A 20,123-nucleotide genomic window follows, 5' to 3' on the forward strand; every position below is an offset into this window, starting at 1 on the left:
TGGGAATATATTGGCATGCAATCATATGACGTGGTAATCGCCGGTGGCGGAATGGTCGGTCTGGCGCTGGCCTGTGGCTTACAGGGCAGTGGCTTGCGCATCGCTATTCTGGAGCATCAGCCCGCACCAGAACCTCTCACTGCACCGTTGACTGATGAGTTGGCGCTACGTGTCTCGGCGATCAATGCTGCCAGTGAGCGCTTATTGAAAAAAATAGGGGTATGGGACAGCATTTTGGCGCTACGGGCCAGCCCCTATGGCGGCATGGAAGTGTGGGACCAAGACAGTTTTGGCAAAATAGCGTTTCATGCTGATGAATATGGCTTCAGCCATCTCGGTCATATCATTGAGAACCGAGTGATTCAGCAGGCGCTATGGCAGCGTGCCAGCCAATTAGCTGAGGTTACGCTGTTGGCACCGGCCAGCCTCAAACAGGTGGCATGGGGTGAAAGCGAAGCTTTTATCACGCTAACTGATGACCGTATGCTCAGTGCGCGGCTGGTGGTTGGGGCCGATGGCGCTAACTCATGGTTGCGCCAGCATGCGGATATCCCGCTGACTTTTTGGGACTATGCCCACCATGCGCTGGTAGCGACCATCCGCACGGAAGAAGCACATCAGGCAACGGCGCGTCAGGTATTTCATGGTGATGGTATTCTGGCTTTCCTGCCGTTTAGCTCCCCACACTTGAGTTCGATAGTCTGGTCACTTCCTCCTGAGCGTGCTGCCGAGTTAGCTGCGCTACCTGCCGAGCAATTCAACCGCGAACTGGGCATGGCGTTTGATATGCGTTTGGGGCAATGCCAGCTTGAGAGTGAGCGCCAGACCTTCCCGCTGATGGGGCGCTATGCACGTAGCTTCGCGACACACCGGTTGGCGCTGGTGGGGGATGCTGCCCATACTGTGCATCCGTTGGCCGGGCAGGGCGTCAATCTGGGCTTTATGGATGCCGCTGAGTTAGTCTCTGAGCTGCGCCGTTTACAGCGCCAAGGCAAAGATATCGGTCAGCATCTCTATCTGCGGCGTTATGAACGTCGCCGCAAGCACAGTGCTGCGGTGATGCTTGCCAGTATGCAGGGTTTCCGCTCCCTGTTTGCGGGCAGTAACCCTGCCAAAAAGCTCCTGCGTGATATTGGCTTAACGCTGGCTGATAACTTGCCGGGGATAAAACCACCGTTAGTGCGGCAGGCCATGGGATTACATGATTTACCCGATTGGCTAGATGAGTAGTCTTGTGAGTCACTAAACCTCCCTCAGTTGAAATAATCTAATTTCAGCCCTATTTTCGCATTAGTTTTTCTCACTGATAACCAAAGCCTGAAAAGTTGAAACTGACAGGGTTTTGGTTATTTGGTTATATAACATCGCAATTTTTACTGATTAATTGTTAATAATGTGCCTCTGTGCGCATTTTTTCAGTGGAAAACTCTGCACAATACCCCTGCCTTTTGTCCTCTTAGGGCGTGCTATTGCCTATTTTAGCTTATGGTTACCTGATGAGTTCGGTGATAACGTTGGGCAAAAGGTATCGTTTGCGTAACGGTATTCATGCCTGTTTATTAGGGGGATGAAGCCGGTATAAAACACTCATGACATGTTATAGCCAAAGCAATTGGAGTTGTAGGTAGGCGGCAAGCGAATGAATTCCCGATGAGCTTACACCAGTAAGTGATTCGGGTGAATGAACGTAGCCAACGCCCCTACGGCTTCAAGTGCGAAGGGTATATTGAGGGAGAGTAGATGGCTAAGCAGACCCCGCTGTATGATCAGCACGTAGCGTGCGGTGCGCGCATGGTAGATTTTCATGGCTGGATGATGCCATTGCATTATGGTTCCCAAATCGACGAGCACCATATCGTGCGTCAAGATGCCGGTATGTTCGATGTCTCTCATATGACTATCGTTGATCTGCACGGTGCCCGTACCCGTGAGTTCCTGCGTTACCTGTTAGCCAACGACGTTGCCAAACTAACCCAACCGGGTAAAGCCCTTTACACTGGGATGCTGAATGCGTCCGGCGGTGTTATCGATGACTTGATTGTCTATTTCCTGCAAGAAGACTATTTCCGCTTAGTGGTTAACTCCGCTACCCGTGACAAAGATCTGGCCTGGATAATCCAGCATGCTGAACCTTACCAGGTTGAAGTGACGGTGCGTGACGATCTTGCCCTGGTGGCGGTACAAGGCCCAACGGCTCAACAGAAAGTGGCTACTTTACTGACTCCTGAGCAGCAGCAGGCGATCGCGGGCATGAAACCATTCTTTGGTATTCAAACGGGTGATTTCTTTATCGCGACTACCGGTTATACCGGTGAATCAGGGTATGAAATCGCACTGCCAAAAGAGCAAGTTGTTGAATTTTGGCAGCAATTGCTCGCCGCTGGGGTGAAGCCTGCGGGTCTTGGTGCGCGTGATACTTTGCGTCTGGAAGCGGGTATGAATCTTTACGGTCAGGAAATGGATGAAGGTGTTTCTCCGTTAGCCGCCAATATGGGCTGGACGGTAGCCTGGTTGCCAGAAGACCGTCAGTTTATCGGCCGCGAAGCACTGGAAAAGCAACGTGCGGACGGAACTGAGCAACTGGTCGGCTTGATCATGACCGAAAAAGGCGTATTACGTAATGAGTTGCCCGTGCATTTTTCTGATGCGCTGGGTAACTCACATGTCGGTGTGATAACCAGTGGTTCATTCTCGCCTACATTGGGTTTCAGCATTGCGCTGGCCCGTGTGCCTGCGGGAATTGGTGAGAGTGCGGTGGTTCAAATCCGCAACCGTGAAATGCCAGTGCGGGTCACAAAACCCGGTTTTGTGCGGGCGGGTAAGCCGGTCGCGCTGTAAGTCTTCCGAATTATAAGAGCCTAAACTTTTGGCTCTATCTCTTTTTAAGGAGCAGCAATGAGCAATGTACCAGCAGAGTTAAAATATGCGTCATCTCATGAGTGGGTTCGTGCCGATGGCGATGGCATCTATAGCATCGGTATCACTGAGCATGCACAAGAGCTACTGGGCGACATGGTGTTTGTTGATTTGCCTGAAGTGGGCAGTGAAGTTTCAGCTGGTAGTGATTGTGCTGTTGCTGAATCAGTTAAAGCGGCTTCCGACATTTATGCCCCGATCAGCGGCGAAATTGTTGCGGTTAATACTGAGCTGGAAAGCTCACCAGAACTGGTCAACAGCGCACCTTATACCGATGGTTGGCTGTTCAGCATCAAAGCCTCTGATGACGGTGAGCTGGCAGGTTTGTTAGATGCCGAGGCGTATTTGGCGACCATTGAAGAATAAATGAAAAAAAGCCTGAGGTGAGTGAAGTGCAATGAGCTAAGGGTTGACCACGTCTACGGGCGTTCCGGTGGCTTACGCCACTACGACCCGAACGACGTGTTTCCCCTTAGTTCGGCTTTGTGAGTATTTCTAAAACCTCTCCAAGGCGCGGTTAATCTCAAATATCTCCCGTCCCATGCCCTATTCAGGAATGTGTAGCAAATGACTCAGAATCTCAGCCAGCTTGAACATAACGATGCTTTTATTCAGCGCCATATCGGCTCCTCTGCTGAACAACAGCAACAGATGTTGGCCGCCATTGGTGCCAACTCGTTAAGTACATTGATCCAGCAGATTGTTCCGGCAGATATCCAATTGCCAAGCCCACCACAAGTGGGTGATGCCGCCACTGAACACCAGGCGCTGGCGGAACTTAAAGGGATTGCCAGCCAGAATCAGCGCTATAAATCCTACATCGGCATGGGCTACAGCCCGGTACTGACCCCGCCGGTTATCCTGCGTAATATGCTGGAGAACCCAGGCTGGTACACCGCTTACACACCTTATCAGCCCGAAGTTTCTCAGGGCCGCCTTGAAGCGCTGTTGAATTTCCAGCAATTGACACAAGACCTGACGGGGTTGGATCTGGCTTCTGCCTCTTTGCTGGATGAGGCTACTGCTGCGGCAGAATCGATGGCATTAGCCAAGCGAGCCAGTAAGCTGAAGGACGCTAATCGCTTCTTTGTGGCTGATGATGTTCATCCACAAACGCTGGATGTGGTGCGAACTCGCGCTGAAACTTTTGGTTTTGAAGTGATTGTCGACCGCGCTGAAAAAGTGCTGGAGCTGGATGGTGTTTTTGGTGTGTTGCTGCAACAAGTAGGCACCACTGGTGAACTGCATGACTACAGCGCGCTGCTGTCTGAACTGAAAAAACGTAAAATCATTACCAGCGTGGCTGCCGATATTATGGCGCTGGTGCTGTTGACTGCGCCGGGGACACAAGGTGCCGATGTGGTATTTGGCTCCGCTCAGCGCTTTGGTGTGCCGATGGGGTATGGCGGCCCACATGCTGCATTCTTTGCCTGCCGTGACGAATTTAAACGCTCGATGCCGGGCCGCATTATTGGGGTATCACGCGACGCTGCCGGTAATACTGCGTTGCGTATGGCGATGCAGACCCGTGAGCAACATATTCGCCGCGAGAAAGCTAACTCCAACATCTGTACCTCACAGGTGCTACTGGCCAATATTGCCAGCCTGTATGCAGTTTATCATGGCCCGCAGGGCTTGCAGCGTATCGCTGGCCGTATTCACCGGATGACCGATATCCTGGCTGCGGGTTTGCAACAAGCAGGCCTGAGTCTCCGTTTCCAGCACTGGTTCGATACCCTGACAGTTGAAGTCAAAGACAAAGCTACGGTATTGGCTCGTGCATTGAGTTTTGGTATTAACCTGCGCACTGACATTCATGGCGCTGTGGGTATCACGCTGGATGAAACCACCTCCCGCGAAGATATTCAGGCCCTTTTTGCCCTGTTAGCCGGTGATAGCCACGGCCTGGATATTGACCAGCTTGACGCAAAAGTCAGCCAGAGCAGCCAGTCGATACAGGCTACGATGCTGCGCCAAGAGCCGATTCTGACCCATCCGGTATTCAATCGTTACCACAGCGAAACCGAAATGATGCGTTATATGCATCGTTTAGAGCGCAAAGATTTGGCGCTGAATCAGGCGATGATCCCGTTGGGTTCTTGTACCATGAAGTTGAACGCTGCCGCCGAGATGATCCCGATTACCTGGCCGGAATTCGCTGAGTTACACCCATTCTGCCCGCCGGAGCAAGCGGCCGGTTATCAGCAGATGATTGGTCAACTGTCACAATGGTTGGTGCAACTGACGGGTTATGACGCAGTGTGTATGCAACCAAACTCAGGTGCGCAGGGAGAGTATGCCGGTTTGCTGGCTATCCGCCGTTACCACGAAAGTCGCAATCAGGCGAGTCGCCATATCTGCTTAATACCAAGCTCAGCCCACGGCACTAACCCCGCGTCAGCACAAATGGCCGGTATGTCGGTGGTGGTGGTAGCCTGTGATAAGCAAGGCAATATCGATTTACATGACTTGCGCCAAAAGGCAGAAGACGCGGGTGATGAGTTGTCTTGCATTATGGTGACCTACCCGTCAACCCACGGCGTGTATGAAGAAACCATCCGTGAAGTTTGCCAAATCGTTCATCAGTTTGGCGGGCAAGTTTATCTGGATGGCGCGAACATGAATGCGCAGGTTGGCATCACTACGCCGGGTTATATCGGGGCTGATGTATCGCATCTTAACTTGCACAAAACTTTCTGTATCCCACATGGCGGTGGCGGACCAGGCATGGGGCCAATTGGCGTCAAAGCCCATTTGGCACCTTTTGTGCCCGGTCACAGTGTGGTGCAAATCGACGGTATGACCACTCAGCAAGGTGCCGTTTCAGCCGCGCCATTTGGTAGTGCATCAATTTTACCTATCAGTTGGATGTATATTCGCATGATGGGCGCTGATGGCTTGAAGCAAGCCAGTCAGGTGGCTATTTTGAATGCCAACTACATCGCTACCCGCCTGAAAGCCGCCTATCCGGTGTTGTATACCGGTCACGATGGCCGTGTGGCACATGAGTGTATTCTGGATATTCGTCCGCTAAAAGAGGCGACCGGTATCAGTGAAATGGATATCGCTAAACGCCTGATCGATTTCGGTTTTCACGCGCCGACCATGTCGTTCCCGGTTGCCGGAACACTGATGGTGGAGCCGACAGAATCAGAAAGCAAAGTGGAACTGGACCGCTTTATCGATGCGATGTTAGCGATTCGTAGCGAGATTGACAAAGTGGCCCAAGGCGAATGGCCGCTGGAAGACAACCCGCTGGTGAATGCGCCTCATACTCAGGCGGAGCTGGTGGGGGACTGGCAGCACCCTTACAGCCGTGAGCTGGCTGTGTTCCCGGTTGCAGGTGTGATGGAGAACAAATACTGGCCAGCGGTGAAACGTTTGGATGATGTGTACGGCGACCGTAATCTGTTCTGCTCATGTGTCCCAATTGCTGATTATGAGTAATTTAAAATAGAGATAAGTTGTGCATGAATCTGAGGGTCGCGTATGCGGCCCTTTTGCTATGTTGATTATCTCGCCAGTATTGGCATGCTAGTTTGGCAACTCTTTATCGCAGCATAGGGAACCGGGATATGAATAAGAAAGTTGCATTAGTGACGGGCGGCAGCCGGGGAATTGGTCGTGCGACCGCATTGCTGTTGGCAAAACATGGTTATCGGGTGGCGGTCAATTATATCAATGACCAGCAGGCCGCGCGGCAGGTGGTGGCGGAGATAGCGGCTGCGGGAGGGTTGGCGATTGCGTTACAGGCGGATATTGCTGATGAATCACAGGTTGTGGCGCTGTTTGAACAACTTGAGGCGCAACTGGGGCCAATCAGTGCATTAGTGAATAATGCCGGTATTCTGTTCCCACAAACCAGTATTGAAGGCTTGACCGCCGAACGTATTAACCGAGTGCTAACGACCAATGTGACAGGGTATTTCTTATGCAGTCGCGAGGCGGTTAAACGCATGGCTATGCGCCATGGTGGCCATGGTGGGGCAATTGTTAATGTTTCTTCTGCCGCGTCCCGCCTTGGTGCGCCGGGGGAATATTTGGATTATGCGGCCTCCAAAGGGGCTATTGATACACTGACCATCGGTTTGTCGCTGGAGGTGGCGGCTGAGGGGATTAGGGTTAACGGGGTACGGCCAGGTGTTATCTATACCGATATCCATGCCAGTGGTGGTGAACCCGGGCGGGTTGACCGGATCCAAAGCTTGTTACCCATGAAACGGGGTGGTCACCCACATGAAGTTGCTGAGGCGATTGTTTGGTTGCTGTCAGACTGTGCCTCTTATGTCACCGGCAGTGTATTGGACCTGGCGGGCGGAAAATAAAACAGATGCGGTTTGCCAGTCGATTGACATAGCTGGCCTAACCGCATGTACTTCAATATGATTATTTCAGCCAGCCCTTTTGCTGCGCAGCCTGTAACTGGGGCAGTAAATATTGCCAGATCTGAGGATAGCGCTCAGCGACTCGTTGGTTGCGATCCAGCACTTGTTGCAAACGGATACCATTTTCTATCCAGCTTTGCCCTTCGGTATGCAGGTTAATCAGCATTGGCAAAATGCGGTCCAGCACGGTCGCAAAGCACGCATCGGCGGTTTCTTCTGCTTCATATTCGTCCCACAGCGCGGTAAATTGCGCGTTTAAAGCGGGAGGGAGCATACCGAATAACCGTTTAGCCGCGGCCACTTCTTGTTCATGAATGGCGGCTCTGGCGGCCAAATCATAAACGATGACATCACCGGCATCGATTTCAACAATATCGTGCAGCAGTGCCATTTGAATTACGCGGTTGATATCAACATCCGGGCCTGCATAGGGGGCCAGACTCATTGCCGCCACCGCAAAATGCCAACTGTGCTCAGCGGAGTTTTCCTGCCGTAAGCTGGCAATCACTTTGGTGCGGCGCTGTATATCTTTTAGCTTATCAACTTCCATCAGAAACTGGACAGTCTCGGCCAGGGGGCCAAAATCCAGAACTGGCAGTGTTAATGACATAACAAACAACCCTCAAATCAGATAAAGGTAGACCGGTAATACGTTACCTGATTATCTGCAATTACTCTGTTCTTTTTGCTTCATCTGGCGATAGACATGGCGAGTTACATGTATTGACAGAATATTTAAGCTTACACGTGTACACTGGAATCATTCTCAGTTAACCTGAGTGCAGTATATTTGCGCAATTGGCTACCTACCGTGCCGCTCATCGGGATTGATTACCTTGCAGCTTGACTGCAACGCCAATGTCTTTGGGTATACAACAGCTAATATTCAGGATAATAAGTATTGAATAATAAATCAGTTACACCCTCTGCTACAGTTACACCACCTACTTCTGCGGCCCCCTCGATATTGTCACCGGCCACAACGACCCCAGCCTATCCATGGGCAGAAGAGATAGCTAATAGCATTAGCCATGGTATTGGTGTGGTGTTTGGAATTATCGGGCTGGTGTTGCTTTTGGTGCAGGCAGTAGACAGTGGTGCTGATACCAAAGCGCTAACCAGCTATAGCTTGTATGGCGGCAGTATTATTTTGCTTTTTCTGGCATCAACACTGTATCACGCCGTGCCACACCGTAAGGCGAAGCTCTGGCTACAGAAGTTTGACCACTGTGCCATTTATATTTTGATTGCCGGCACTTATACCCCCTTTCTGCTGGTGGGATTGGATTCGCCACTGGCCAGAGGGTTAATGGCGGTCATTTGGGGGCTGGCGCTGTTCGGTGTGATATTTAAGCTGGCTTTTGCTCATCGATTTGAGGTGTTGTCGCTCGTGACTTACCTAACGATGGGCTGGTTATCACTGATTGTGATTTATCAGCTGGCGGTGAAACTTGAAATTGGCGGGTTGGCATTACTGACTATTGGCGGCTTGCTTTACACTTTAGGGGTGGTTTTCTACGCCTCTAAGCGTATCCGTTTCGGTCATGCTATCTGGCATGGTTTTGTGTTGGGTGGCAGTGTCTGCCACTTTATGGCGATCTATTTGTACGTTTGATGCTGTAGCCACATGCATAAATTGAGGCCGGATAACCGGCCTCTGGTTCGAGTAAGACTACTTCTCATCACTCAGTGAGTAGGGCAACGGCTGAATAGTCAGCACACTGCCAACATCATCGCGCACTCGTAGCACACTGTCTGCCGCCAGATCGTTGTTCAACACCGCCTGCACCCACACAGTGCCATCACTGAGTTGAATTGCGGCTAACACGGAACCGGTACGACGCCAGTTCTCACCTAATTGCCACTCTAAATCTTCACCGGCTGCCGGTACACGGCTGGCAGCACCCGCTAACCAGTACAGCGCGCGTTTGTTGGCTCCGCGGTATTTGGCTCTGGCCACCATCTCCTGCCCGGTGTAACAACCTTTACTGAAGCTAATGCCATTCAACGCCTGAATATTGGTGGCTTGAGGAATAAACTGCGCGCTGCTGTCAGTATCAATAATTGGCAAGCCTGCTTCAATATCCAGCGCCAGCCACTGTTTACTGTTGTTAAACTGCGCGCGGTCGGCCAGTGTTTCTACTAGTTGCTGGGCTTGCGCGGCATCAGTTACCAGCAAAAAACGCTCGGCGGGGAGTGAGAAATGCAACAGTGTGTTATTACCTTGCTGGGTCACCGGATGCTCGGCACTCGGTAATTCGGCAAAAACCTCAGCCAGCGCAGTTTTCGCCTCTGCCCCTGCAATGCCTAACAGAACGGCGTCAGGCTGTGCAGCAATAGCCACTTTAGAGAACACGGCATATTTCTTGAGTTCGCTTAACTGGTTATCCAGCAGGCTGCGGCGCTCAATAAATGCCAACCCCTCGCCACGATAAAATAGCCGCAGGTTGCTCCACATTTTCCCTTTAGCATCACAATGGGCGCACAGGATATGCTGGTCGGTGGACAGAGCATCGATATCCGCAGTAACTTGCCCTTGCAGATATTTCACTCGGTCAGCGCCAGTTAAGGTAACGAGCGCCCAGTCATCGAGCGAGATGAGTGTTAATGGCAGCCCGGAAGAGGCGACCGGTGGTTGTGCAGAGAACGGAGTGTTATGTGCCATGCTTACCTGCAAATGAAAAGTATCTGCCAATGAATAGCACCTGCCAAGGCGGTGCCGTGAGCTTATGTCCCAATGGTAAAATAGCGGAGTAGCTTTGCAAGCAGTTATTCCACGGATTGGTCATTATTATCCAATATCTAAATTAACCGACATCTGAGGTACAATGACCGCAGATTCTGCAACAGCATGTTAAAGGTGTTTGAAAAAAACAGCATTTGCTGAGCATTTAGCATCTTAAAATGACAATTCAACGGTGATAATCTTCCCGTTGGATGTATCAAATTGTTACTCTAGCAACGCACCGAATCAGGCGCTTATTGGCGGCTGGGTTCGGATAATATCCTTCACTGAGGAGTCAATCAGGACATGGAAATCGATAATAAGGCCCGTATTCACTGGGCGTGCCGTCGTGGTATGCGTGAACTTGATATCTCTATCATGCCGTTTTTTGAACATGAGTATGATGGCTTGAGTAATAACGAGAAGCAGGCATTTATTCGCTTACTTGAGTGCGATGACCCAGACTTATTCAACTGGCTGATGAATCACGGGGAGCCGCAGGATAGCGAGCTGCGTCAGATGGTCAAACTGATTCAAACACGAAATAAAGCCCGTGGCCCAGTGGCGATGTGATTTGCGGGTATCCTGGCACACTCAACTCTTCTCTTTATTGTCTCATGGTGTTTTAGTGATACTTACCTTGGTTGCGCCTTGGCCTCAAGGGTATACCGCATTGTGGTTGGTATTGCTGACGCTGGTAGTGTTTGAGTGTATCCGCAGCCAGAAAAATATTACGTCCTGTCAAGGCGAGATCCGGTTGAAACCCGGCAATTTGGTACTATGGAAAAGGCTCGAATGGATCGTGGCCAAACAGCCATGGATTACCCGTTATGGCGTGTTATTAAATCTACAGCAGTCGAGCAGCCGTTCAGCCCGTAAGCGGTTGTGGCTGGCCGCCGACAGTATGTCAGAAGATGAGTGGCGGCAATTATGTCAGCTATTGCGGCATTCATTTGGCTCAGATGAGGGGATGAATCAATGAAACCCTTAATCTGGCTGGTAGAGGATGAACCAAGTATCGCTGATACGCTGATTTATACCTTAGAAAGCGAAGGTTTTACCCTCCGGTGGTTTGACCGGGGGGAACTGGCGCTGGCAGCACTGGCGGATGGCCGGCCCGCTTTAGCGATAGTGGATGTTGGCTTACCTGATATCAATGGTTTTGACCTGTGCCGCCGTCTATTGGCGCGCGAACCCGCGCTGCCGGTGGTATTTCTTACCGCCCGTAGTGAAGAACTGGATCGCATTGTCGGGCTGGAGATTGGTGCCGATGATTATATTGCTAAGCCCTTCTCACCCCGTGAAGTGAGTGCCCGCGTGCGCACGGTATTGCGGCGCTTACAAAAATCACAAATTCTGGCCGCCTCTGCTATGGTGCATCAATTCGGTGATTTCACCCTGGATGAGGCCGGCGCGCGGGTGACCTATCATCAGCAGCCTCTCTGGCTCACCCGCTATGAATATCTGTTACTGAAAACCTTATTACTGGCCCCCGAGCGCATATTTTCACGTCAGCAACTGATGGATATTGTTTGGGCGCAGGCAGAAGAGAGTCAGGACCGTACTGTCGATACCCACATTAAAACCCTGCGCTCAAAATTGCGTATGGCTTACGATGAGGAGTCACCAATCCGCACTCATCGTGGGTTGGGCTATAGTCTGAGTTACCGATGATGAAGAGTCAGCGATGAAAATCGGCGTGCGCTTACTGCTAGGTTACTTTCTGATAGTGGCCATTGCCGGTTATTTTGTTATTCGTATTTTCGTACAAGAGGTGAAACCTGGCGTCCGGCGCGCCACCGAAGGCACATTAGTGGATACCGCCACACTACTGGCACAGTTTGCCCGGCAAGATATGCTGCTGGATAACGTTGCCAGTGGTCAATTGGCACAAGCGTTTGCTTCGCTAAATTTGCGGCCAATAGGTGCCAATATTGAAGGTATTCGCAAGGATCGTAACGAATATCGCGTTTATCTGACGGATACCGACGGACGGGTGATTTTTGATTCATCGGGTAAAGCGGTAGGGCAAGATTATTCGCGCTGGAATGATGTTTGGCTGACGCTACGCGGTGAATATGGCGCACGCAGCACCCGTACCAATCCCGCAGATGAACAAAGTTCGGTAATGTATGTGGCGGCACCGGTCATTGCTGAAAACAAAATCATTGGGGTGCTCAGTGTGGGTAAACCCAATATTTCCATGGCGCCCGTTATCAAACGCAGTGAGCGTAAGATCTTGTTGGCTGGTGGTGTCTTGCTCGGTATTGCTCTGCTGATTGGCTTGGGCTTCGTATGGTGGATAAACCGCGCTATCGGCAAATTGGTAGATTACGCTGAGCGGGTGGCCGAGGGGCAGGTTGTGGCGCTGCCAGCGATCGGCAGTAGCGAGTTGAATGATTTGGCCCGCGCACTGGAAAGTATGCGTCTTAAATTGGATGGCAAAGCCTACATCGAACAATATGTTCACACCATGACTCATGAGCTGAAAAGCCCATTAGCCGCCATTACCGGTGCAGCTGAACTGCTACGTGAGTCGCCCCCGCCAGCCACCGCCCAGCGGTTTATTGTTAATATTGAGCAGCAAAGTGCACGCATCCGGCAACTAGTAGATAAAATGTTGGTGCAGGCACGGCTCGAGAGCCGGGTTGATTTACAATTTTCTCCATTGGATATCAGTCACATACTCAAGCAAACCTTCAGTGCGAAAGAGGCACAGGCTGTCAGCCGCGGTATTTGCCTGCAACTAAAAAGCGCCGATAGCGCAATATTAACCGGGGATGGGTTATTACTCAGCCAGGCACTGACCAATCTGATTGATAATGCACTGGATTTCACGCCTTTGGGCGGGGCCGTGATACTTAGTGGCGAGCGGCATGAGGGTGAGTATCTGATAACAGTTGAAGATAATGGCAGCGGTATTCCCGATTACGCTCAAGAGAGAATTTTCGACCGTTTTTATTCATTACCAAGGGCCGATAGCCCGAAAAGTACTGGCTTGGGGCTGAATTTTGTGCGCGAGGTGGCCGCTATTCATCGCGGGCGGATTTCGCTGGAGAACCGCTTGCCACAAGGGGTGAGTGCCTATTTAACGTTGCCGCTGGATGCCACATGATTGGCTGACTTCACCTTCACTTCACATAGCCTCATTCTGCTTTCACTTCACTGACTTAAGCTGCTCTCCTGACCTTAAAAGGAGCGCAAGTCATGTTCAAGTCCGTACTGTTTTGGAAAATAGCCACATTGCTGGGCTTAATTCTATTGATGATGATCCCGAAAGAGATGTTACTGAACGTTATCTCTGAACGCAGTGGTTATCGGCAAAGTGTTATCGATAAAGTCAGTGACAGCACCAGCCGATCGCAGAAGATCCTTGGTCCGCTAATTGTGGTGCCTTATAGCGAATGGGTAGAAAGCGAAGTTGATGGCAAAAAAAAGAGAGAGTGGGTTAATCGCAGTCGCTACATACTGCCGGAGGTCATGACCGTTAGCGGTGCGCCGGATGTTGATGTGCGGCGATTGGGTATTTATAAAGCGCAAGTTTATCAGGGGGCGCTTAATTTCAACGCGCAATTTGACGCTACGGCATTGGACGACTTGATACATGACGGCGTCACTATCGGCAGACCGTCACTGGTGGTGGCGCTGAGCGATTCGCGGGGTATACAGCAAATTTCGCCACTCACGGTGGGCAGCCAAAAAATTAACTTCGAACCCGGTGCTTTCCTGGGGCGGACTGCGCAAGGTGTTCATGCAGAGCTTTCATTAGCGCAAATTCAACAGAAAAAATTTGATATTAGCTTTACACTGACGCTGACTGGCACCAATAGTCTGTCGGTAGTCCCTATCGGGCGTAGCAGTGAGCTAACCTTACAAAGCAATTGGCCGCATCCTAATTTTGTCGGCGAGTTTTTACCGTTGCAGCGCAAGGTGGACGAAAAAGGCTTTCGTGCCCATTGGAGCACTAACTGGCTGGCCAACAACATAAATATCAACTTTGCGGGTGATGACCCACATGTCGACTTCAATGAGTTACCCGCTTTTAGCACCAGCTTGATTGAACCGGTCGATCACTACCAGTTAACCGAACGAGCCATTAAGTATGCCATTTTGTTTATTGGCCTCACTTTCTTCAGCTTCTTCCTGTTTGAAAGTCTAACCTCACTGCGTGTGCATCCAATTCAATATCTGCTGGTGGGGGCCGCCCTGGTGCTGTTCTACCTAATGTTGCTGGCGTTCTCTGAACATCTTGGCTTCACGCTGGCTTATACTATCGCCAGTTTGAGTTGCAGCTTGTTGATCGCTATCTACCTGAGTGCGGTGCTGGGCGGGTGGCGGCGAGGCGGATTGTTTGCTGGTGGTTTATTGCTGTTGTACGGGGTTTTGTTTGGCTTGCTGCAATCGGAAGACAATGCATTGTTACTCGGCGCAGGGTTGCTATTTATTATTCTGGCCGCAGTGATGGTGTTAACCCGGCATTTAGACTGGTATCAAGTGGCTAACCCACAGCTATTGACCGGGCAGAAATCGACCGAAGCCAATACCGATAAGACGGTGAATAAACCGGTAGCAGTAGAGGGCAGCAGTACCGACGCGTTTCGCTTATGGGATTGATATAACGCAAGGGATACAGAAGCGGGCACATCAGGTGCCCGTTTGGCTGACTACAGCAGCGCGTCCATCTCTAAGAGAATTTGATCACACCATTGCTCGATGCGCTCTTCGCTCAAATCGTATTGATTGACCTCATCCAATGCTAAACCAACAAAGTGTTTACCATCGGCGCTGAGTGGTTTTGGGCTAGTAAATTCAAACCCTTCCGTCGGCCAAAAACCGATAAACTCCACTCCCAGTGGGGCGATATGATCGTGCAGCATACCAAGAGCATCCAGGAACCATTCGCTATATCCGAATTGATCGCCCATGCCATACATGGCGACAATCTTTCCCTTCAGATTAAGCTGCGTTAACTGTGGCCAGATGGCTTCCCAGTCTTCCTGTAATTCGCCGAAATCCCAGGTAGGGATACCTAAAATCAGGATGGAATAGGCTTCCATTAACTGGGGGCTGGCATCCTTCAGGTTGTGCAAATCAACCAAATCTTCGCCAAGAATATCGCGGATTTTTTCTGCCACCATTTCGGTATAGCAGGTGCTGGAGCCGTAAAAGAGACCAATCTTCATGATGTATAGCCATAGCATTACTAATAAGGAATAGCATCGAGTGTACCAGATTTGTCTCGTCATCAGGCATAATGGCGCTTGAGTTCAATCAAAGAGAGAAACAACAATGCAACAGCAAAATAACCCGCTGATTGAACAGTTTCTTGATGCCTTATGGCTGGAAAGAAACCTGGCTGAGAATACACTAGCGTCATATCGTCTGGATTTACATGCATTAACCGGATGGTTAGAACATCACGGCAGTGATTTATTGCGTGCAGGTTCGCAGGACTTGCAATCCTTTCTTGCTGAGCGCATTGAAGGCGGCTATAAAGCGACCAGTTCGGCACGCTTACTCAGTGCGATGCGTCGTCTGTTCCAATATTTATACCGCGAAAAGCTGCGTGAAGATGATCCGACGGCTCTGCTCTCATCACCTAAATTGCCGCAACGCTTACCTAAAGATTTAAGTGAGGCACAGGTTGATAGGCTGCTCAACTCACCCAATGTTGATATCCCGCTAGAATTGCGCGATAAAGCCATGCTGGAAGTGCTTTATGCCACGGGCTTGCGGGTATCGGAGCTGGTGGGGTTGACCATCAGTGATGTCAGCCTGCGTCAGGGGGTGGTGCGGGTTATTGGTAAAGGAAATAAAGAGCGGCTGGTGCCATTGGGCGAAGAAGCGGTGTACTGGATTGAAAACTACATGGAGCATGGGCGTCCATGGTTGATTAATGGCCAGTCACTAGATGTGCTGTTCCCCAGCAATCGTAGCCAGCAAATGACCCGACAGACTTTCTGGCATCGCATCAAACACTATGCGATCCTTGCAGGTATTGATAGTGAACGGCTTTCACCCCATGTATTACGGCACGCTTTTGCCACGCACCTACTGAATCACGGTGCTGACCTGCGTGTGGTACAAATGTTACTGGGCCACAGCGATTTGTCGACAACCCAGATTTATACTCATGTAGCTACGGAACGTTTGAAACAGCTACATCAACAGCATCATCCACGTGCATGATTGTTTTGTAGAAAAACGATGTTGTGTGGAAAGAGATAGGATTCATAAATGAGAAAAAGTTTATTGTTACTGCCGGTGTTCATCGCCGCATTCGCCGGCCCGGTTAACGCAGATGATGCCGCTATCCAACAGACGCTAAAAAAATTAGATATTCAGCAAGCTGATGTCCAGCCTTCGCCGATCCCAGGTTTGAGCACGGTGATGACCGAAAACGGAGTGCTTTATATCTCAGCCGACGGTCAGCATCTGTTGCAAGGGCCACTGTATGATGTGAGCGGTAGCCAGCCAGTCAATGTGACCAATCAGATGTTGGTGAAAAAACTTGAAGCATTAAGCAGTGAAATGATTGTGTATAAAGCACCGCAGGAAAAACATGTTGTTACGGTGTTTACCGATATCACCTGTGGTTACTGCCATAAGTTGCATGAGCAGATGAAAGACTATAACGCGCTGGGCATTACTGTGCGTTATCTGGCGTTCCCACGTCAGGGCTTAAGTTCTCAGGCAGAAAAAGATATGCGATCCATCTGGTGTATGGCTGATCGTAATAAAGCGTTCGATGAAGCAATGAAAGGTACCGAGATATCACCGGCTACCTGTAAAACAGACATTAGCAAGCATTACCAGCTCGGCGTGCAGTTTGGTATTCAGGGCACGCCTGCGATTGTGCTGCAAAACGGCACTATCGTTCCCGGTTATCTGGAGCCGAAAGAGATGTTGGCAATGCTGAATAAGCATCAGGCTTCCTTAAAAGCGGCGGGTTAATCACCCGTGACACTCAAAACTCAACTTCGTCGTCGTGAGGCGGCGGATGACAACCATTTACCGGCGCAATTGCATCCGTTGCTGCGCCGCCTCTATGCCAGTCGTGGGGTTAAAACTGCGACAGAACTGGAACGAGGCGTAAAAGGTCTATTGCCCTGGCAGCAACTCGATGGCATTGATGCCGGGGTTACCCTGTTACAGCAAGCACTGGCTGACAAACGGCGTATCGTGATTGTCGGCGATTTTGATGCCGATGGTGCCACCAGCACTGCACTGGCAGTACTGGCTTTGCGCAGCATGGGTGGCAGTAATGTTGATTACCTGGTGCCCAATCGCTTTGACGATGGCTACGGGCTTAGCCCGGAAGTGGTTGAACAGGTCGCTGCCCGTGGTGCGGAATTGATCGTCACGGTTGATAACGGTATTTCTTCTCATGCCGGGGTGGATTTGGCCCATGCCTTGGGCATTCAGGTGCTGGTTACCGACCACCATCTGCCGGGTGAAACCTTGCCAGCGGCTGAAGCTATCATTAATCCGAATCTGGTTGGTTGTGATTTTCTCTCCAAATCACTGGCTGGGGTGGGTGTTACCTTCTATCTGATGTTGGCATTGCGCGCCAGTTTGCGAGAGAGTGGTTGGTTTGAGCAACGAGCTTTAGCCGTGCCCAATCTGGCTGAACTATTGGATTTAGTGGCGCTGGGGACGGTTGCGGATGTGGTGCCACTGGATGCCAATAATCGGATTCTGGTCCATCAGGGATTAAGCCGTATTCGTGCGGGGAAATGCCGTCCAGGGGTCCGTGCACTATTGGAAGTCGCCAACCGTGATGCCCGTCAATTGGCTGCCAATGATCTCGGCTTCTCCCTTGGCCCACGGCTTAATGCTGCTGGTCGTCTCGATGACATGTCTATTGGGGTTGCACTTCTTCTCACTGACGATATCGCTCAGGCCAGAGCTTTAGCAATCGATTTGGATGCCCTTAATCAGGCGCGCCGAGAGATAGAGCAGGGGATGCAGGTTGAGGCGCTGCAACTGTGCGACCAACTGGAACGTACCAGCACGACATTGCCCTACGGCATTGCGATGTACCATCCAGAATGGCATCAGGGTGTGGTAGGGATTTTAGCCTCGCGCATCAAAGAACGTTTTCATCGGCCAGTCATTGCTTTTGCCCCAGCGGGTGAGGGGTTACTGAAGGGGTCGGGGCGCAGTGTGGCTGGGTTACATATGCGCGATGCTCTTGAGCGACTGGATACATTGAACCCAGGATTGATGCTGAAGTTTGGCGGCCATGCAATGGCGGCGGGATTATCATTGGAACAAGATAAATTCGATGAGTTCCGTCAGCGTTTTGCCGATTTAGTCGGTGAATGGATGGATGCCTCACAATTGGAAGGCGTTATTTGGTCCGATGGTGAACTGAAAGGCAACGAATTATCGCTGGAAACGGCGGAGTTGTTGCGTGATGGTGGCCCCTGGGGGCAGTCTTTCCCAGAACCGACATTTGATGGCAAATTCCGTATTTTGCAGCAACGGCTGGTGGGGGAGCGTCATCTAAAACTGATGATTGAGCCGCTAAATGGCGGTCCGCTACTCGATGGTATTGCGTTTAATATCGATACCACCTTATGGCCGGACAGCAGTGTGCGTGAGGTTAAGCTGGCTTACAAACTCGATATCAATGAATATCGTGGTAATCGTAGTGTTCAGTTGTTGGTCCAGCATTTGTGGCCTTATTAGGCAACACCGATGAGCTGGCTCAGGCCAGTGATTCGGGTGAATAAGTCGCGTTAACGCCACTGTGATTTCAAGTAAGCAGGAAATATAGTCAACGAGCTATAAACCGCCGGACAGATCCGTTAGAATTACCAATTCTGTGCCCTAAATAATTCGAGTTGCAGGAAGGCGGCAACTGAGTAAATTCCGATGAGTTGACGTCAGTCAATGATCCGGGTGAACGAAGACAGCCAACACCCATGCAGCTTGAAGTATGACGGGTATAATGACATTCCGTCATCTACGACTCAACGTAAGACTCAAAACCATGTTTGAAATAAACCCGGTAAAAAACCGAATTCAGGACCTGTCTGATCGGACAGACGTTCTCAGGGGGTATCTTTGACTATGATGCCAAGAAAGAGCGACTGGAAGAAGTAAACGCCGAGCTGGAACAGCCCGACGTCTGGAATGAACCTGAGCGTGCGCAAGCGCTGGGTAAAGAACGTTCTGCGCTAGAAGAGATTGTCTCGACCATTGATCAATTGGATCAAGGTATGGAAGACGTTTCCGGCTTGCTGGAATTGGCGATTGAAGCTGACGATGAAGAGACTTTTAACGAAGCCATTGCCGAGTTAGAGATCCTTGACGGCAAGCTGGGCCAGCTCGAATTCCGCCGCATGTTTTCTGGTGAATATGATAGCGCCAACTGCTACCTGGATTTACAAGCGGGTTCTGGCGGTACTGAAGCCCAAGACTGGGCCAGCATGCTGCTGCGTATGTACCTGCGCTGGGCTGAATCAAAAGGCTTCAAAACTGAAATCATCGAAGAATCTGATGGTGATGTTGCAGGCCTGAAGTCTGCCACCATTAAGATCATCGGCGATTACGCCTTTGGCTGGTTACGTACTGAAACTGGCGTTCATCGCCTAGTTCGTAAAAGCCCGTTTGACTCCGGTGGCCGTCGTCATACCTCTTTCAGTTCTGCTTTTGTCTATCCAGAAGTTGATGACGATATTGATATCGAAATCAACCCGGCAGATCTGCGTATTGACGTTTACCGCGCATCCGGTGCGGGTGGTCAGCACGTCAACAAAACGGAATCTGCGGTACGTATTACCCACCTTCCGACCAATATCGTGACTCAGTGTCAGAATGACCGTTCTCAGCATAAGAACAAAGATCAAGCGATGAAACAGTTGAAGGCGAAGCTGTATGAGTTTGAGATGCAAAAGAAAAATGCTGATAAACAGGTTCTGGAAGACAATAAGTCTGATATCGGTTGGGGTAGCCAGATCCGTTCTTATGTACTGGATGACTCCCGTATCAAAGATTTGCGTACCGGCGTGGAAACACGTAACACGCAAGCGGTACTGGATGGTGATCTGGACAAATTCATTGAAGCAAGTTTGAAAGCCGGGCTATGA

18 protein-coding genes are annotated in these 20,123 nt (G+C 50.6%); 15 read left to right on the plus strand and 3 right to left on the minus strand.

All coding sequences use genetic code 11. The features are described 5' to 3' along the window. Positions 1–15: 15 nt before the first annotated feature. The 5 genes from ubiI (at position 16) to V1953_RS03750 (ending at position 7,241) form a co-directional block, all read left to right on the plus strand. Positions 16–1,230, plus strand: a complete 1,215-nt coding sequence (gene ubiI, locus V1953_RS03730; RefSeq protein WP_442850666.1) for an FAD-dependent 2-octaprenylphenol hydroxylase — start codon at positions 16–18, stop codon at positions 1,228–1,230. Between the two features lie 510 nt (positions 1,231–1,740). Then, on the plus strand, positions 1,741–2,838 hold the full coding sequence (gcvT, locus tag V1953_RS03735) for a glycine cleavage system aminomethyltransferase GcvT (protein WP_083162747.1): 1,098 nt from the start codon (positions 1,741–1,743) through the stop codon (positions 2,836–2,838). 57 nt (positions 2,839–2,895) lie between these two features. Further along, positions 2,896–3,282 carry a glycine cleavage system protein GcvH gene (gene gcvH / locus V1953_RS03740; protein ID WP_442850667.1) on the plus strand — a complete coding sequence of 129 codons (387 nt, stop codon included), beginning with the start codon at positions 2,896–2,898 and terminating at the stop codon, positions 3,280–3,282. Positions 3,283–3,483: 201 nt separating this feature from the next. Further along, entirely contained in the window at positions 3,484–6,363 is a 2,880-nt protein-coding gene (gcvP, locus tag V1953_RS03745; RefSeq protein ID WP_442820536.1) for an aminomethyl-transferring glycine dehydrogenase, read from the plus strand. Positions 6,364–6,491: 128 nt separating this feature from the next. Next, on the plus strand, positions 6,492–7,241 hold the full coding sequence (locus V1953_RS03750; RefSeq protein ID WP_083162751.1) for an SDR family oxidoreductase: 750 nt from the start codon (positions 6,492–6,494) through the stop codon (positions 7,239–7,241). A gap of 61 nt (positions 7,242–7,302) precedes the next feature. Here V1953_RS03750 and V1953_RS03755 read toward each other — a convergent pair whose 3' ends face one another. After that, a complete protein-coding gene (locus V1953_RS03755; RefSeq protein WP_442850668.1) occupies positions 7,303–7,911 on the minus strand; it encodes an HD domain-containing protein in 609 nt (202 codons plus the stop codon). A gap of 291 nt (positions 7,912–8,202) precedes the next feature. Here V1953_RS03755 and trhA point away from each other — a divergent pair, with 291 nt between their 5' ends. After that, the gene (trhA, locus tag V1953_RS03760) at positions 8,203–8,916 is read left to right on the plus strand and encodes a PAQR family membrane homeostasis protein TrhA (RefSeq protein WP_372569589.1); all 714 of its coding nucleotides are present in this window, start codon (positions 8,203–8,205) and stop codon (positions 8,914–8,916) included. Between the two features lie 57 nt (positions 8,917–8,973). Here trhA and ygfZ read toward each other — a convergent pair whose 3' ends face one another. Beyond that, positions 8,974–9,966, minus strand: a complete 993-nt coding sequence (gene ygfZ / locus V1953_RS03765; RefSeq protein ID WP_420072880.1) for a tRNA-modifying protein YgfZ — start codon at positions 9,964–9,966, stop codon at positions 8,974–8,976. 366 nt (positions 9,967–10,332) lie between these two features. Here ygfZ and sdhE point away from each other — a divergent pair, with 366 nt between their 5' ends. From sdhE to creD, 5 genes are all read left to right on the plus strand, one after another. After that, entirely contained in the window at positions 10,333–10,599 is a 267-nt protein-coding gene (gene sdhE, locus V1953_RS03770) for an FAD assembly factor SdhE (RefSeq protein ID WP_083162755.1), read from the plus strand. Further along, positions 10,580–11,008, plus strand: coding sequence for a protein YgfX (locus V1953_RS03775; protein ID WP_083162757.1), 429 nt, complete (start codon positions 10,580–10,582; stop codon positions 11,006–11,008). The genes sdhE and V1953_RS03775 overlap by 20 nt, the downstream gene beginning before the upstream one ends. Beyond that, the gene (gene creB / locus V1953_RS03780) at positions 11,005–11,700 is read left to right on the plus strand and encodes a two-component system response regulator CreB (RefSeq protein ID WP_442850669.1); all 696 of its coding nucleotides are present in this window, start codon (positions 11,005–11,007) and stop codon (positions 11,698–11,700) included. Before V1953_RS03775 ends, creB begins: the two co-directional genes overlap by 4 nt. Before the next feature lie 13 nt (positions 11,701–11,713). Then, positions 11,714–13,141 carry a two-component system sensor histidine kinase CreC gene (gene creC, locus V1953_RS03785; protein ID WP_420072881.1) on the plus strand — a complete coding sequence of 476 codons (1,428 nt, stop codon included), beginning with the start codon at positions 11,714–11,716 and terminating at the stop codon, positions 13,139–13,141. Positions 13,142–13,233: 92 nt separating this feature from the next. Continuing rightward, on the plus strand, positions 13,234–14,640 hold the full coding sequence (creD, locus tag V1953_RS03790; protein WP_083162763.1) for a cell envelope integrity protein CreD: 1,407 nt from the start codon (positions 13,234–13,236) through the stop codon (positions 14,638–14,640). Between the two features lie 50 nt (positions 14,641–14,690). On the opposite strand, the gene fldB is transcribed toward creD, so the two are convergent. Then, positions 14,691–15,209, minus strand: coding sequence for a flavodoxin FldB (gene fldB, locus V1953_RS03795; protein WP_083162765.1), 519 nt, complete (start codon positions 15,207–15,209; stop codon positions 14,691–14,693). Between the two features lie 106 nt (positions 15,210–15,315). On the opposite strand from fldB, the gene xerD reads away from it, so the two are divergent. The 4 genes from xerD to prfB all read left to right on the plus strand — a co-directional run bounded on the left by xerD (position 15,316) and on the right by prfB (position 20,123). Beyond that, the gene (xerD, locus tag V1953_RS03800; protein WP_005185989.1) at positions 15,316–16,215 is read left to right on the plus strand and encodes a site-specific tyrosine recombinase XerD; all 900 of its coding nucleotides are present in this window, start codon (positions 15,316–15,318) and stop codon (positions 16,213–16,215) included. Positions 16,216–16,263: 48 nt separating this feature from the next. After that, complete coding sequence (dsbC, locus tag V1953_RS03805) at positions 16,264–16,980, plus strand: bifunctional protein-disulfide isomerase/oxidoreductase DsbC (RefSeq protein WP_083162767.1); 717 nt, start codon at positions 16,264–16,266, stop codon at positions 16,978–16,980. A 6-nt stretch (positions 16,981–16,986) separates the two neighbouring features. Further along, the gene (gene recJ / locus V1953_RS03810) at positions 16,987–18,720 is read left to right on the plus strand and encodes a single-stranded-DNA-specific exonuclease RecJ (protein ID WP_442850670.1); all 1,734 of its coding nucleotides are present in this window, start codon (positions 16,987–16,989) and stop codon (positions 18,718–18,720) included. 304 nt (positions 18,721–19,024) lie between these two features. After that, positions 19,025–20,123, plus strand: a protein-coding gene (gene prfB, locus V1953_RS03815; RefSeq protein WP_102970535.1) for a peptide chain release factor 2 whose coding sequence is annotated in 2 segments (ribosomal slippage) — positions 19,025–19,099 and positions 19,101–20,123 — 1,098 coding nt in all. Because the reading frame shifts where the segments join, the coding sequence is not laid out codon by codon here.

Origin of the sequence: Yersinia sp. 2541 StPb PI (genome assembly GCF_052217145.1) — a bacterium.
GTDB lineage: Bacteria > Pseudomonadota > Gammaproteobacteria > Enterobacterales > Enterobacteriaceae > Yersinia > Yersinia enterocolitica_E.

Excerpts from the sequence above, each read along its gene's own strand:
- ubiI (WP_442850666.1), top strand. The coding sequence starts at position 16 with ATGCAATCATATGACGTGGTAATCGCCGGTGGCGGAATGGTCGGTCTG.
- gcvT (WP_083162747.1), top strand. The coding sequence starts at position 1,741 with ATGGCTAAGCAGACCCCGCTGTATGATCAGCACGTAGCGTGCGGTGCG.
- gcvH (WP_442850667.1), top strand. The coding sequence starts at position 2,896 with ATGAGCAATGTACCAGCAGAGTTAAAATATGCGTCATCTCATGAGTGG.
- gcvP (WP_442820536.1), top strand. The coding sequence starts at position 3,484 with ATGACTCAGAATCTCAGCCAGCTTGAACATAACGATGCTTTTATTCAG.
- V1953_RS03750 (WP_083162751.1), top strand. The coding sequence starts at position 6,492 with ATGAATAAGAAAGTTGCATTAGTGACGGGCGGCAGCCGGGGAATTGGT.
- V1953_RS03755 (WP_442850668.1), bottom strand. The coding sequence starts at position 7,911 with ATGTCATTAACACTGCCAGTTCTGGATTTTGGCCCCCTGGCCGAGACT.
- ygfZ (WP_420072880.1), bottom strand. The coding sequence starts at position 9,966 with ATGGCACATAACACTCCGTTCTCTGCACAACCACCGGTCGCCTCTTCC.
- sdhE (WP_083162755.1), top strand. The coding sequence starts at position 10,333 with ATGGAAATCGATAATAAGGCCCGTATTCACTGGGCGTGCCGTCGTGGT.
- creB (WP_442850669.1), top strand. The coding sequence starts at position 11,005 with ATGAAACCCTTAATCTGGCTGGTAGAGGATGAACCAAGTATCGCTGAT.
- creC (WP_420072881.1), top strand. The coding sequence starts at position 11,714 with ATGAAAATCGGCGTGCGCTTACTGCTAGGTTACTTTCTGATAGTGGCC.
- creD (WP_083162763.1), top strand. The coding sequence starts at position 13,234 with ATGTTCAAGTCCGTACTGTTTTGGAAAATAGCCACATTGCTGGGCTTA.
- fldB (WP_083162765.1), bottom strand. The coding sequence starts at position 15,209 with ATGAAGATTGGTCTCTTTTACGGCTCCAGCACCTGCTATACCGAAATG.
- xerD (WP_005185989.1), top strand. The coding sequence starts at position 15,316 with ATGCAACAGCAAAATAACCCGCTGATTGAACAGTTTCTTGATGCCTTA.
- dsbC (WP_083162767.1), top strand. The coding sequence starts at position 16,264 with ATGAGAAAAAGTTTATTGTTACTGCCGGTGTTCATCGCCGCATTCGCC.